Below are 14,392 nucleotides of genomic sequence, written 5' to 3' on the forward strand. Positions count from 1 at the left end.
GGCAACCACTCGAACCAGATATATGTGGATGATTCCATTATACCGAGTTCTATCGGTTTTCAGAAATATACCCCTGGTGGTATGATATCAAAATATAATATGATAATTTTGTTCGGGAGGGCCAGGGTTATGGATAAGATCAAAATAGGTATAAAGGAAAATCTGATGCAGTTCACTTTCTTGGTTGTAATGAGCTTTTTTGTCGGCTCCATGGTAGGAATCGAACGAACTGTTTTACCTCTACTCGGTGAAGAGGAGTTTGGCTTGATTTCTACAAGTGCAGCACTCAGCTTCATCATTACATTTGGTTTCTCTAAGGCGATAATCAATTACTTTGCAGGTGGGATTGCAGACCGTTACGGACGGAGACGCGTTCTTATAGTGGGGTGGATCATAGGTCTTTTTGTCCCGGTTCTTATCATCACGGCAGGGTCCTGGTGGATTATAGTCCTTGCGATCATGATGCTCGGCATAAACCAGGGGTTGACTTGGTCCATGACGGTTAACATGAAGATTGATTTGGCAAGAAGCGACCAGAGGGGCACTGCAGTGGGATTGAATGAATTTGCTGGTTACACGGGAGTGGCGGTGCTCGCGGCGGTATCAGCCTCCATCTCTTCAAACTACGGAATGCGTCCGGAACCGTTTTATATTGGTATAGGAATTGCTCTGGTGGGGTTGCTGCTCTCGATCATCACCAAGGACACTGGACAGCATCTAGAACTCGAGGAACGAAAGTCAGGTACAGAAAGCAATCATCTGACTGCAAAGCAGATTTTTAAACGGACGACACTGCAGGACCGGAACCTTTCCTCAGCAAGCCTTGCAGGACTATCGACCAATTTGAAGGATGGCATGGCCTGGGGTCTCTTCCCGATTTACTTTGCGGCTGAAGGACTGACTGTGCCGCAAGTGGGTATGATTGTGGCCATCTACCCTGCAGCTTGGGGTGTGTTCCAACTCTTCACTGGAACTTTAAGCGATAGATTGGGGCGCAAGCTGTAGCCCTATGGTTCATTATTTTTGCACAAGGATATGGATTATGGTTCATTGGCGCCATAATTTTGGGGATGGGTACAGCGATGGTATATCCGACATTACAGGCTGCGATTAGTGATGTTGCGGCGCCAACTTGGCGGGCCTCCTCGATGGGAGTCTATCGTTTCTGGAGAGATAGCGGCTATGCATTTGGCGCATTATTAGCAGGTATCGCTGCAGATTTACTTGGCGTGGGCGCGGCGATAGGTATCGTTGCAATATTGCCATTTCTATCGGGTATCGCCGCTTATATCAGAATGGATGAAACATTGGAATGAATATGATCTGAAATATAAGAATTGGCCTCGGAGCAATCGCTTCGAGGCCAATTCTTGTCATTTTGCACGGTTTAGGTACCAACTTCCCAGTGTCAGATAAGCTGCAAATGTTGTCCATAATGTATATGGAAGCAATATGATACCGGAGAGCCGATTTATTTTAAAGAATTTCGTTAATACGGCATACATGGTAACCCAGATCATAACGCTGTTGACTAATGCCAATTGACGCTTTCTGAGTCGGAAAAATAGGAACGACCAAGTATAGTTGATCATAAGATGAACCTTGAACAGCTTGCTTGCCTGACGATTACCTTTTCTATTGATGAGGGCATGAGACAGACCCATCGTCAGATAAAGGAAAGTCCACATCGGCGCGAAAATTTTACGCGGTGGGGCAAATGGCGGTTGTCTCAGTTTCTTATATTGTCTTGGAGCGGATCTAGTAGATAGCTTACCGACTGTTTTCCCTAATATGAGTGGAGTAACTAGATGAAATATAAACTGGATGGTTGGTTTCATGGGACATCCCCTTTTCGGAATTTGATGATAAGTATATGCTATATTTAAGTTGAAGTAATAGCAATAATAATGTCGTAGATATAGGAAGTGATTGGATGATGGAATTATATTATAGAACATATCAATTTGTTGCAAAGCGGATAATGGCTCGTCTCCCGTGGCGTGAACCGTTAGTCGTAAAAGGGAAGGACAGCCTTATAGAGTTGCCTCGGATGATTGCAGCGGCCAATTTGGATAGCATACTCGTCGTCACCGATGAAGGGCTTTCGAAATCTGGTCTCCTTGATGATTTTCTTCATCAAATGGAAATGATGGGGATAAGAATGCATATATATGATGATGTCCACTCAAACCCTACCATCAGAGATGCCGAGTCCGCAGCAAGCCTCTATAAGGATATGAATTGTCAGGGAATTATGGCTTTCGGAGGGGGGTCCCCCATAGATTGCGCCAAAGTTGCAGCAGTACGCGTAACAAAACCGCATCAACCGATAAGCAACATGCGCGGAATATTCAAGATCAGAAAAAACATGCCTCCTTTTTTTGTCGTCCCGACCACAGCTGGGACCGGCACTGAAACCACATTAGCCGCTGTCATCACCAACAGCGATACACACGAAAAGTATGCCTTGATGGATCTATCGCTGATACCCCATGTAGCAATACTCGATCCAGTACTTACAATTGGGCTCCCCAAAAAAGTTACAGCAATGACGGGGATGGATACATTGACTCATGCTGTTGAAGCATACATCGGGTACGGCGGTACTGCAGAGACGGATAAGAATGCCAGAAAAGCGGTCCAACTTGTTTTCAATAATCTATATCAGGCCTATAATGATGGGAGCGATATAGAGGCAAGGAGCAATATGCAGGAGGCCGCATATAAAGCAGGGTTTGCCTTCACACGCGCATTTGTAGGTAATATCCATGCTGTAGCGCATACACTGGGAGGCTTCTATAACGTGCCACATGGATTGGCTAATGCCGTTATAATGCCATATGTACTTGAATATTACAGTGAACTTGATGTGGCCACTTACCAACTCGCTGAATTGGCGGACATCGTCAATATAACGCAATCTGGCGATGATGATGAAGAAAAGGCGCGCAAGTTTATTCTTGCCATAAGGGAACTTAATGCTTCCATGGGCATTCCCAAAAAGATTGCCGGTATAAAAGACGCCGACATTCCACATATGATTGACAATGCTCACCGCGAAGCCAACCCACTTTATCCCGTGCCGGCCATATTCGGGCGAGCAGACTTTGAAAAAATCTACAGGGAGATTAAAGAATAGTGAACAAGCCCGTACTGTCTCTGTAACGGGCTTGTTCACATATAGATAAATATTATTTTTTCATTGCCTGGAGTTTTTCACGGATTTGGTCTACATCAGAACCTATGCTACTTTCAACAGCAGCCAAAAAGCTGCCTTCGACTATCGGAGCTTCAGTCAGATAAACCGAGTGGGGGCCTGTATACATTTCAATAGCCATCTCAAGATTCATCCTGCTTGAACCGATATCATAGAAGCAAAGAGCATCATCATTGACTTTATCCAGCATTTCAGTGATCTGATCGATGCTGGTACCGATTCCTCCATCCACGCCGCCTGAAGCATGAATGACGGTGTCCCCGGCCATCTGTGAAATGAGTGCTTTAGTACCTTCCGCTATTTCAGCACTATGGCTGATGATAAGTATTTCAGCCATTTTTTACACCTTCTCCCAAGGCCTGAATGACGTAGACTGCACTTTGGGCGCCAGGATCGATCGTCCCCTTGGAATTTTCCTTGAAATAGGCAGCACGCCCTTTAGTTGCAACCATATCCTCGGTATCATCGGCTAAAGCCTGTAGCGATTCCAAATCGAGCGATCCTTCCTCCCGAAGCAGATCTGCAGTTTTTGAGATGACATCGTACATTGTTTTTTCACCGCCTGAGACCTTTCCCTTCTCACCCACTGTTTTTGCAAATACATCGAGCAAATCCGCCAAATTATTTGAGTCTATAGTATCTTTCGCCACTTCACTCATTTTAACGAAGCTGAAACCATATAAAGGACCACTTGCCCCTCCTATTGAACTCATGAGTGTCATGCCAGTTTGCTTCAAGATCTCTTGTGTGGATCCGTCAGTGACTTTTTCTGCCACGGCGGCAAAGCCGCGTTTCATATTGACGCCGTGATCGCCATCACCAATCTCGCGGTCTAGCGCAGTCAATTCCCTTTCTTTGTCATCAAATACTGTTTTCAGACCGTGGAGTTGTGAAATTAATTTCTTAGCATCCATCATCTTTAGCCTCCTAATTGAAATAATCCGAATCTGTTTCTGCATCCAATGCTTTCAACAGTTCATCGGTTGCATTGACTATAGTTAGAGAGAATCCTTGCATATCAAGGGAAGTCATATAATCTCCGACAAACAGTTTCGTCATTTTCATATTTCTTCTTTTGAAGCTTTCCACAGTATATTTTGCAACAATGGAGAGTTCGCTTTGAGGCGTCCCGCCCATACCATTGACCATCAAAACAAGCTCGTCATGTTCATTGTATTTGGAAAGTTCATCCAACAATCTTTCAATGATTTTATCGACGGATTCGGCCTTTTCACGATATATACCTTTCTCTCCATGAATGCCGATGCCAATCTCCATTTCATCATCCTGCAGATCGAAGCCATATTCTCCGGTTGTCGGAACCATGCAAGGATGAATCGCCATGCCTATGGAGTGGAGTGAAGTCATCATCTCCTCCACCCTTTCTTTAATGATATTCAGGCTATGGTCGCTACTCGCCAAGAATCCTGCATATTTATGCACGAGCACTGTGCCGGCTACCCCTCTTCTTTGTTCCTCGTTTTCAATGGCGATATCATCACGCACTACTACGGCTTCCACCTTATGTCCATTCGCTTCAGCCATTTCTTGCGCCATTTCAAAATTCATGACATCACCTGCATAGTTTTTGATGATGAGCAGCACACCGTCTCCATTATCGACAGCTTCTATTGCGGCCAGCACTTTATCAGGTGTGGGCGAAGTGAATACTTCTCCACATACTGCGGCATCAAGCATGCCTTCAGCAACAAAGCCGGCGTGTGCCGGTTCGTGCCCACTCCCTCCGCCGGAGATGAGTGCGACACCACTGTTTTTTTTCATGCGCCTGACGATTACGGTTTCTTCGATGACCTCTATATTTTCAGCGCGATATTTAAGGCCATCCATCATATCTGCCAGAAAATGTGACTTGTCATTAATCAATTTTTTCATGATTACATCCCCTTTTCTACGCAATGCGCTTTAACCTTATTTAAAGTAACCTTTGATTGATTTGACTTCAAGGAACTCTTCTATTCCGTAGTCTCCCCACTCCCGGCCGAGACCTGACTGTTTATAGCCGCCGAATGGCAGATCGGTACGACCTTTAGCAGCATTGATCTCAATTGTTCCGGCTTCGATGCGGCGTGCTACATACTGGAGTGTGTCCTGGTCGTTGCCGTATACATAGCCAGCCAACCCATATTTTGTATCGTTTGCGATTTTAAGTGCTTCGTCGATGTCATTATAGGTGATTACAGACATCACCGGTCCGAATATTTCTTCTTGGGCGATGACCATGTCATTTTGAACATCGGAGAATATGGTCGGTCTGACATAGAACCCTTTGTCCAGACCATCTGGAAGACCAACGCCGCCATGATAAAGGGTTGCACCCTCTTCGCGCCCTTTTTCAATATATGATTGGACCGTGTCAAATTGTTTGCTGCTTACAAGTGGTCCAACTTCAACGCCTTCTGCACGCGGTTCTCCCACCTTGACTGCTTCCATTTTTTTCTTCGCTGCTTCTAGAAACTCTGCTTTCATGGAGGCGGGTATCAGTGTGCGGGTACCAGCTGTACAGACTTGACCGGAATTGCGAACTACTTTCTGGACAGCCACTTCAGCGGCTTCGTCTACGTCGACATCATCAAGGATGATGAGCGGGGATTTGCCGCCGAGTTCAAGGGATACTTTTTTGAAGTCTTCACTGGCATTCCTCATGATCTTGGTCCCAGTTGGACCAGAACCTGTAAATGACATCATGCGTACTTTAGGATGTGAACTGAGCGGCTCGCCTACCCCCTCCCCGTCTCCATTTACAAGGTTGAAGACGCCTTTAGGGACGCCGGCCGCTTCAAATATTTCAGCTAGGATAATTGCGGCAAAAGGTGTTTCTTCTGATGGTTTCAATACAACTGGGCTTCCCGCAGCAAAAGCAGCAGCAAGTTTCAGCGAAGTCTGATTGGTCGGAAAGTTCCATGGGGTGATGAGCCCGGAAACTCCAACAGCTTCCTTCATGATGAGGTCATCTCCACGACGTTCTTCAAATTCGAATGTATCAAGTGCATCGCGTGCTGCAGTGAAATGATTGATTCCGGCTTGGTAGTGGGTCTTCTCTGATAAACCGAGTGGCGCCCCCAACTCATCGGTCATCGTTTCTATCAAATCATCTTTACGTTTTGTATATTCATCAACGATGCGGTCCAGCATGGCTCGCCGTTCCTCAACAGGAGTCTGCCGGAATTCCAGATAAACGGCATAGGCTGACTCAACAGCACGGTTGACATCTTCTGCGTTACCTTTTGCTATCTTTCCGAAAACTTCTCCAGTAGCTGGGTTGATGACATCCAGAGTTTCTCCGCTCGCACTCTCAACCCATTCTCCATTGATGAATTGCTTTATTTGATTTCTCATTGGTAGATGCTCCTTCTTTAAAGTGATATTGTTCTTTACCCTTATTTTCGGTATTCAATTTCCATTATTGTGGTAAAAACTGAAATAAAAAAGCAAAACATCATTCAGCGATGTCTTGCTGCTGGTTTAACAGACTGAATCATTGGATTTAGGGACGGAGAGACCAAATAGAGGTCTTAAATATAATGCAAGAAACGTTCCGCCGAGTGCCATGATGCCCCAGATATATCCGTGCATGCTGAAAGATGCAATTCCTCCGAAGTATGCACCGATATTACAGCCGAACGCAAGGCGCGCACCGTATCCCATCAGTAATCCGCCGATGACTGATGCGGAGAAGTTCCCTAGAGTTATTTTGGTGAATTTGAATAATCCGCCTAATGCTGAAGCGATGAACGCCCCTAAAATAACACCAAAATTCAGTACAGTTGTGCTGTCTGCAAATATCGAAGATTCGAGTGCAGTCGCGTTTGCACCTTGCCAATATCCCCACTGGGCTACATCGAAGCCAAGGAAATCGGCAACTTTTGAACCCCATAATGCAAATGCAGAAGTTATTCCCCAAGGCGTGCCGCGGGTCATCAAGGTCAAGGCATTCAATACAGCGAGAATGATGGCCGCTGTAAACAGGGGCCATGAGCCTCTAAAGATGCGTTTCCATCCGTGCTCTGTCGGCAATGGCGCCATTTTAGGTGCATTTTTCCTTTTTTCTACAATCAACGTAATCCATGCGATCAAACCAAAAAGGGCGATGGAAAGAGCCCATGCCCCGCCATATCCGAGGCCTGTGGATGTAGCGAGGGAAATGGGTTCGAATGCTGGAAGTTCCTCTGTCCAAAACGGCAGGTGATACGCACCGACTGTAGCACCAACGATAAAGAACAGTAATGTGATGAACATTACGGTACGGCCACCACCTATAGAATAGAGTGTCCCGGAGGCACACCCGCCCCCAAGCTGCATGCCGATGCCGAACAGGAAGGAACCGACTATCAAGCTCACTCCGACCGGCGAAACATAACCTGCTATATCAGCGCCGAAGAACGATATGCCGAACGCCAGGATGGGGGCGAACAGTGTAACCGCAGCGGCTAGCATCAACATATGGGCTCTCATGGCCTGGCCATTGCCGACTGACATCATTCTTCTGAAAGCAGACGTAAACCCAAAACGCGCGTGGAACAATGTAAAACCGAGTGCTAATCCGATGAGCAGCAATACCGGCTGCATCATCGATTGTGTAGCAGCGAGATATATGAAGAGCAGAAGACTTGCTGCTATGCCTCCGCCAACAAGTGATTTTTGAACTGGATTCATGGCGGATGACTGTGTGGCTATAGAACTTCTCATCTTATTTACAGGATGAGCGATGGTGTTCATAAAATACGCCTCTTTTCATATTATTTAAGTAGGAATTTAAATCACTTTAATATATCATAGTAAATAAGTCAAGATAATGATCCCTACAATGACAAAGAGGTTATTGAAGTACACACAAATGTGGTATTATAATGTGCGCCGGGGTATACGGAAATCAATGGAAGAAAGTCGAGGGTGCACTGTGGCAAAATTATATTATCGTTACGGCACGATGCAAAGCAATAAGAGCAATCAGATCATCACCACTCATCACCAATATACAACTCAGGGGAAACGTTGCTTGGCGTACTCATCAAGAGTAGATACGAGAAGCGGATATAAAATGATCAAGTCGCGCATCGGATTGGAACTGATGTGTGAGTATATAACTGATAATATCTACGATGAAGTGCATAAGACCCATATGGAAGAAGAAGTCCATGCGATTGTAGTGGATGAAGCTCAATTCCTGTCCAAGAATGATGTCATGCGCCTCAGTGATATCGCGGATTACCTGGACATACCGGTAATCTGTTTTGGACTTAAGACTGATTTCCGCAATCAGCTCTTTGAAGGAAGCCGTACGCTGTTGGAACTGTCGGATGCAGTGGATGAGTTGAAGACGATCTGCCAATACTGTAATAAAAAGGCAACTTTGAACATGCGCCTGTTGGATGACCGTCCCGTAAATGTAGGGGAGAGCATTTTAATCGGGGACGAAGAATATGTGCCCGTCTGCAGAAAATGTTATAAGGAAAGACTGGAGCTTGTCTGAAATATTTTCTGTGACGAAGATTAGATCATGAAGACAACGTTATATCGGCGATGTTTAGGAGAATCAATCAGGAGGCTTGAGAAATGATCGAGATCGAAACTGTTTCAAAATCCTTTACAGGGAGAGAGGGTACATTCAAGGCGGTCGATGCCGTGACTTTGAAGATTGCGGCGCGCGAAGTGTTTGGCATAATCGGAGAGAGTGGCGCTGGAAAGTCGACATTGATGCGCTTCATCAATGCTTTGGAAATACCAGACGAGGGGTCAGTCAAGATGGAAGGGGTCGATGTAGGTCGCTTGAAAGGAAAGGCGCTGAGAGATCATCAAAAAGATATCGGTATGATCTTTCAACATTTCAATCTATTAGGCAACAAGACGGTTGAGGAAAATGTACGGTTGCCCTTGACGCTCCATAATTATAAGCAGTCTCTATCGCTCGAAGAGGTGCTCGATTTTGTCGGTTTGGCTGACAAACGTAAAAATTATCCAGCGGAACTTTCAGGAGGGGAGAAACAACGCGTTGGTATCGCTCGTGCCCTAATCACTCGTCCCAAAGTGCTTCTCTGTGATGAACCGACTTCTGCGCTGGATGAGAATACTACATACGAAATAGTTGATGTGTTGAGAAAAGCCCAGAGGGAGTATGATATGACAATCATCGTGGTGACCCATGAATTGCATGTTATAAAAGCGTTATGCCATAGGGCAGCAGTCTTGGAAAAAGGAAAACTAATCGATACGGTAGAAGTAGTGAACAAAACGCGTGAGAGAAACATCAAATCATACCATGAACGGATATTGGAAGTGTTGAAGAATGAATGAATTCAACCGGTATATCGAGAGACTTATTGAGTATGCACCAAAGCTGGCTGTTAGCCTGTATGAGACTGGCATCATGATGGGTTTTGCGATGGCCGCAGCCATACTATTAGGCTTACCGCTTGGGACGCTACTATTCCTCTCCGCCAAAGGGAATCCCCTAGAGAACAGGTACATACAGCAACTGTCCAATGTGTTTATAAATATCATACGCTCGTTCCCTTTCCTGTTGCTCGTAGTTGTCATGCAGCCTTTAATTCGTGGAGTATACGGAAGGGCTACTGGAGATCCAATTGCAGCATCATTTCCAATGATGTTAATTGCTATAGCATTATATGCACGTTTCGTCGAACAGTCTCTGCATGATGTACCAAAAGGTGTCATGGAAACAGCAGAATCGATGGGTGCATCCACTCCACAACTCGTATGGAAATTCATCTACGTAGAGGCAAGGAGTTCATTGCTGATTGGCTTTACTACGGCATTTGTCAGCTTTATCTCCTACTCTACGATTATGGGAGTCGTAGGGGGTGGCGGTATTGGTGATTTTGCCATAAGATATGGTTATCAGCGATATGAGACCGACATCATGTATACGTCTATAGTAATCATAGTTATTTTCGTCATCATGGTGCAATGGCTTGGCATGTATACCGCAAAAAGATTGGATAAGAGATGAATCATATAAAAGGAGAGATATATCATGTTTAAAAAAAGTATTTTATTGGGTAGCTTAGCTTTGATTCTAGCTGGATGTAGTGATGGGGGAAGCGGTACTGAAGACTCGGCAGATGGTGGGAAATCGGAAGAAGAGAAGGTAGTGAAGGTCGCCTCACACCTGCCTCCAATGACTGATGTAGTCGAGATTGCTGGAGAAGCGATTGAAGAACCGTATAAAATAGAGTTGGTTGAGGTGTCTGATAACATCCAATATAATGAGGCCCTGCTGAATGAAGAAGTTGATGCCAATTTTGCCCAGCATACGCCATTCATGGAAAATTTCAATGAGGAGAGGGATGGCGATCTGGTGGCGTTACAACCCATTTATAACGCCATTGTGGGCTTCTATTCGCCGACCTATGACTCCATCGATGAACTTGAAGAAGGTGCAGAAGTTGCAATTCCTTCTGACGGTACGAACGAAGCACGTGCCCTGATGATCCTCGACCAGCATGACATCATTGGCTTGGCAGATGGGGCAGAACATACCGCCACCGTCGATGATATTGAAGAGAACCCAAAAAATCTAGAATTTACCCATATAGATCTGCTCAATCTTACAGGAGCATATGAAGATGGCGTGGAACTGGTCTTCAATTATCCAACTTATATAGCGAGTATCGATTTGACTACAGAAGATGCAATATTGCTTGAGGAAGATGAGAATGATACGTTTGCAATTCAGTTTGTAGCAAGGGAAGATAATAAGGATACAGAAGCAATTCAGGCAGCGAAGAAAGCATTCACCTCACAGGAAGTATATGACTTTTTGGATGATTTGAGTGAGGAAGGGCATTTGGAACCGGCATTTGAACCAGGTGAATAGTAGGATTGATCATTCGTCAACATAATATGTGTCATATGAGATATCATAAGCTTAAAAGTATGGAAAATTATGAGTGTTTCACACGAAACATGTGAGGACAGGAAAAGTGCCTCATATGTTAAAATACATTATAGGTAATGACTCCAGGAGAAAGGAAATTTCAGATGAAAGTTGCCCTTTTTGATTTTGATGGTACTTTGTATCCATACGAAACTTTTAATATACTTATGGAACGCTTGAAAACTCATCCCCAATTCAAAAAAAACCATAGGCGTTTCATTAGTGCATTCGCACCTGTATATATCGGCTATAAACTGAAACTCGTCAAAAAACATACAATGCAGCATAAAGCCATGGAATACTATCTGAGGTCCTTTAAGAGGAATTCGAGAAAAGAGATTGAATCTTTCTTTAGAGACGTAGCGGATGATATGGTCGGAGATTTGAGAATGCCACTTTTGGCTAAGATGCGGCAGCTGAAACAGGATAATTATTATATCATGCTTATATCAGGAGCCTTCAAACCTTTGCTGGAATCTGTGTTCAAGGGTTTTGATATAGATTGTGTAATAGGCTCTCAAGTTAATTATAGTGGCGAACATCTGGATTCGAAGTCCAAGTTTGAACGTGTCTATGCTGAACGCAAAATTGATATCATCAAAAAACACTTCGCAGATAAAAAAGTGGATTGGCAGAACAGCGAAGCATACAGTGACAGTTACGCAGACTTGCAAATGCTTGAATTGGTAGGGAACCCAGTAGCTGTAAAGCCCGATCCGAGATTACTTGCAGTAGCGACACGCAAGGGTTGGAAAGTTCATCAAGATTAACTTGAATTATTCGAATGTCGAACAGATGAGGTTATATCATCATAAATTCTTTCAAGGAGTGAAAGTCAATGAGACTGACAGAAATAAACGAGGATGAATTGTATCCTACGGAAAAATTCGGACCGCATGTCGAAGGTACGCTCATTTATAAAGTGGGGGGGCAGACCCAGTTCAAGGGTGCCTATATAACGACCAACGAGCGGATGATCATGAATGTGGATATGAATGGAGAAAGCTATAGAAGGGTCTTCAGCTATAATGATATTGTAAGAGCCACTTCTGAGAAAGATACTCTGTTCATAGAGTTTCCAGAAGGAATGGGTAAAATAGCCATGGTAGATGTCGTTGAAGGGGACATCCACACATTTGTGGAATATGTTAATGAAAAAGTGTCTTGACTGATAAGGGCTTCCTAGGAAATAACCTCCTAGGCGTCTTTATTTTTTATTCTTTTCTTTTATCTTGTCATACACGAAACGTGCTGCCATGATAAGAAAATATATGAAAATACCCCCAGCCGCATTTTGTATATCTGTAATCAGAATGAGGAAAGCAAAAAGAAGAAGAGGCAGAAAAACATATATGAATTTAAAAGCCATGATAACAGCTCCAAAAGTATGTCATAAATATAAATTGTATGTCATATATAACCCCCCCCCTTTTATATGGCTTATAAAAGGAGTATAATCAATATATGATGAATAGTGAATTTACAATTGCATTTTAGTATATCATCTTTGCTCAAGTGGGTACCCCTAGACACGGGAGATGGATGATTGAAATGATGTTATCGTTTTAACAACAATATTATTGATATTGATAAGGAGCTTAGAGATATTATGAACAGTGTAATGAACAAGAGTGATGTCATTATGATCGGCGGCGGCATCATGAGTGCGACTTTGGGTACACTTCTTAAAGAAGTGAAACCTGAATGGAACATGAAAGTTTTCGAAAAATTAGATGCTCTTGCGCAAGAAAGTTCCGATCCCTGGAATAATGCTGGCACAGGACACTCAGCGCTTTGTGAACTCAACTACACTCCTGAGCAGGCGGATGGATCGCTTGATATATCAAAGGCAGTACATATCAACGAACAGTTTCAGATTTCCAAACAGTTCTGGGCTCATCTTGTAGAAAAAGGAGACCTGGAGAGGCCTCAAGACTTTATAATGCCGGTGCCCCATCTCAGTTTTGTCGAAGGCGAGAAAAATGTTGAATTTCTCAAAAAACGGGTCGAAGCGCTTTCTGAAAATCCACTTTTTGAAGGAATGGAAATTGCTGACGATGGGGAAACGTTGAAAGAGTGGCTACCATTGATGATGGAAGGGCGTAATTTTGATAAACCTGTTGCTGCTACAAGAATCAAATCAGGTACTGATGTCAATTTCGGCAATTTGACTAGAAAGTTGTTTGAAAATCTTGAGGAGAAAAATGTATCTATGCATACAAGACATGAAGTCATAGATCTCCGTAGGACAAAAGGTGGAGAATGGCAAGTTAAGGTGAAAAATCTTGATACTGGTAAAGTAGAGTATCATACATCGAAATTTGTCTTTATTGGAGCAGGCGGAGGCAGTCTGCCACTTCTTCAGAAGACAGGCATTCCAGAGTCTAAAAACATTGGCGGCTTCCCGGTGAGTGGTATTTTCATGGTATGTCAAAATCCTGAGATTGTGGAGAAGCATGAAGCGAAAGTATATGGTAAAGCGAAAGTCGGCGCTCCACCAATGTCAGTACCACATCTTGATACGAGGCACATACATGGTAAAAGGTCATTATTGTTTGGGCCTTTCGCAGGTTTTTCACCTAAATTCCTGAAAACTGGTTCTTATTTTGATCTTATTGGTTCTGTTAAACCAAACAATGTGTTGACCATGCTGTCAGCAGGCGCTAAGGAGATGGGCTTGACCAAATACCTTGTTGAACAAGTGTTGCAGTCAAGTGAAGAACGGATGAAGGATTTGAGGGAGTTCATACCTACAGCCAAGAGCGAAGATTGGGATATCGTAGTGGCAGGGCAACGTGTTCAGGTTATAAAGGATACAGAAAAAGGTGGCAAGGGGACACTTCAATTTGGTACAGAAGTCATAACTGCTGAAGATGGTTCCATCGCAGCCCTTCTTGGAGCATCTCCAGGTGCGTCAGTATCCGTAGATGTGATGTTGGATATCATGAAAAGGTGTTTCCCCGAAGAATATCCGAATTGGGAAGACAAAATCAAAAGTATGATACCTTCCTATGGCATGAAACTTGCTGAACATCCGGACAAGTACAAAGAAATACATGATGACGTTTCAGAGAGATTAAATCTTAAATCCCAAGAGGATGGCGCCCTCTTAAGTTGATGGAGTCGGATAGGCAGACCGGTATATTTACGGTCTGCTTATTTGTATTGCATAGCGATACATTGTTATAACACATAGCAATATATTGTAACGCCAACAACTAAAAAGAACTATCAATCGTAGCCTATTAAAGGTCAAAAGG

At 43.8% G+C, this 14,392-nt stretch carries 14 protein-coding genes and 1 pseudogene; 9 read left to right on the forward strand and 6 right to left on the reverse strand.

Annotated features, from left to right (window positions below; genetic code table 11):
• The first annotated feature begins 129 nt into the window (after positions 1-129).
• Positions 130-1,316: pseudogene (locus tag ACFFLE_RS05155) on the forward strand (MFS transporter).
• Positions 1,317-1,373: 57 nt separating this feature from the next.
• Here ACFFLE_RS05155 and ACFFLE_RS05160 read toward each other — a convergent pair.
• Complete coding sequence (locus ACFFLE_RS05160) at positions 1,374-1,958, reverse strand: TspO/MBR family protein (RefSeq protein WP_380570119.1); 585 nt, start codon at positions 1,956-1,958, stop codon at positions 1,374-1,376.
• On the opposite strand from ACFFLE_RS05160, the gene ACFFLE_RS05165 reads away from it, so the two are divergent.
• The gene (locus ACFFLE_RS05165) at positions 1,934-3,139 is read left to right on the forward strand and encodes an iron-containing alcohol dehydrogenase (protein ID WP_380570081.1); all 1,206 of its coding nucleotides are present in this window, start codon (positions 1,934-1,936) and stop codon (positions 3,137-3,139) included. The two genes, ACFFLE_RS05160 and ACFFLE_RS05165, sit on opposite strands and share 25 nt — an antisense overlap.
• 52 nt (positions 3,140-3,191) lie before the next feature.
• On the opposite strand, the gene dhaM is transcribed toward ACFFLE_RS05165, so the two are convergent.
• From dhaM to ACFFLE_RS05190, 5 genes are all read right to left on the reverse strand, one after another.
• A complete protein-coding gene (gene dhaM / locus ACFFLE_RS05170; RefSeq protein WP_380570082.1) occupies positions 3,192-3,554 on the reverse strand; it encodes a dihydroxyacetone kinase phosphoryl donor subunit DhaM in 363 nt (120 codons plus the stop codon).
• A complete protein-coding gene (dhaL, locus tag ACFFLE_RS05175) occupies positions 3,547-4,131 on the reverse strand; it encodes a dihydroxyacetone kinase subunit DhaL (RefSeq protein ID WP_380570120.1) in 585 nt (194 codons plus the stop codon). The genes dhaM and dhaL overlap by 8 nt, the downstream gene beginning before the upstream one ends.
• Positions 4,132-4,144: 13 nt before the next feature.
• On the reverse strand, positions 4,145-5,110 hold the full coding sequence (gene dhaK, locus ACFFLE_RS05180) for a dihydroxyacetone kinase subunit DhaK (RefSeq protein WP_380570083.1): 966 nt from the start codon (positions 5,108-5,110) through the stop codon (positions 4,145-4,147).
• A 36-nt stretch (positions 5,111-5,146) separates the two neighbouring features.
• Entirely contained in the window at positions 5,147-6,574 is a 1,428-nt protein-coding gene (locus ACFFLE_RS05185) for an aldehyde dehydrogenase family protein (RefSeq protein ID WP_380570084.1), read from the reverse strand.
• Positions 6,575-6,700: 126 nt separating this feature from the next.
• The gene (locus ACFFLE_RS05190; RefSeq protein WP_380570121.1) at positions 6,701-7,891 is read right to left on the reverse strand and encodes a YeeE/YedE family protein; all 1,191 of its coding nucleotides are present in this window, start codon (positions 7,889-7,891) and stop codon (positions 6,701-6,703) included.
• 244 nt (positions 7,892-8,135) lie between these two features.
• On the opposite strand from ACFFLE_RS05190, the gene ACFFLE_RS05195 reads away from it, so the two are divergent.
• From ACFFLE_RS05195 to mqo, 7 genes are all read left to right on the forward strand, one after another.
• Positions 8,136-8,708: a thymidine kinase gene (locus tag ACFFLE_RS05195; RefSeq protein ID WP_344703820.1), complete on the forward strand. Its 573-nt coding sequence runs from the start codon at positions 8,136-8,138 to the stop codon at positions 8,706-8,708.
• A gap of 83 nt (positions 8,709-8,791) precedes the next feature.
• On the forward strand, positions 8,792-9,529 hold the full coding sequence (locus ACFFLE_RS05200) for a methionine ABC transporter ATP-binding protein (RefSeq protein ID WP_380570085.1): 738 nt from the start codon (positions 8,792-8,794) through the stop codon (positions 9,527-9,529).
• Complete coding sequence (locus ACFFLE_RS05205) at positions 9,522-10,205, forward strand: methionine ABC transporter permease (RefSeq protein ID WP_380570086.1); 684 nt, start codon at positions 9,522-9,524, stop codon at positions 10,203-10,205. Before ACFFLE_RS05200 ends, ACFFLE_RS05205 begins: the two co-directional genes overlap by 8 nt.
• A 24-nt stretch (positions 10,206-10,229) precedes the next feature.
• Positions 10,230-11,072, forward strand: coding sequence for a MetQ/NlpA family ABC transporter substrate-binding protein (locus ACFFLE_RS05210; protein WP_380570087.1), 843 nt, complete (start codon positions 10,230-10,232; stop codon positions 11,070-11,072).
• 164 nt (positions 11,073-11,236) lie between these two features.
• On the forward strand, positions 11,237-11,902 hold the full coding sequence (locus ACFFLE_RS05215) for an HAD family hydrolase (RefSeq protein WP_380570088.1): 666 nt from the start codon (positions 11,237-11,239) through the stop codon (positions 11,900-11,902).
• 68 nt (positions 11,903-11,970) lie between these two features.
• Positions 11,971-12,300 carry a hypothetical protein gene (locus ACFFLE_RS05220; RefSeq protein WP_380570089.1) on the forward strand — a complete coding sequence of 110 codons (330 nt, stop codon included), beginning with the start codon at positions 11,971-11,973 and terminating at the stop codon, positions 12,298-12,300.
• A 441-nt stretch (positions 12,301-12,741) separates the two neighbouring features.
• A complete protein-coding gene (mqo, locus tag ACFFLE_RS05225; protein WP_380570090.1) occupies positions 12,742-14,250 on the forward strand; it encodes a malate dehydrogenase (quinone) in 1,509 nt (502 codons plus the stop codon).
• The last annotated feature ends 142 nt before the right edge of the window (positions 14,251-14,392 follow it).

This window comes from Salinicoccus siamensis, assembly GCF_042429615.1.
In the GTDB taxonomy this organism is placed as follows: Bacteria; Bacillota; Bacilli; order Staphylococcales; family Salinicoccaceae; genus Salinicoccus; species Salinicoccus siamensis.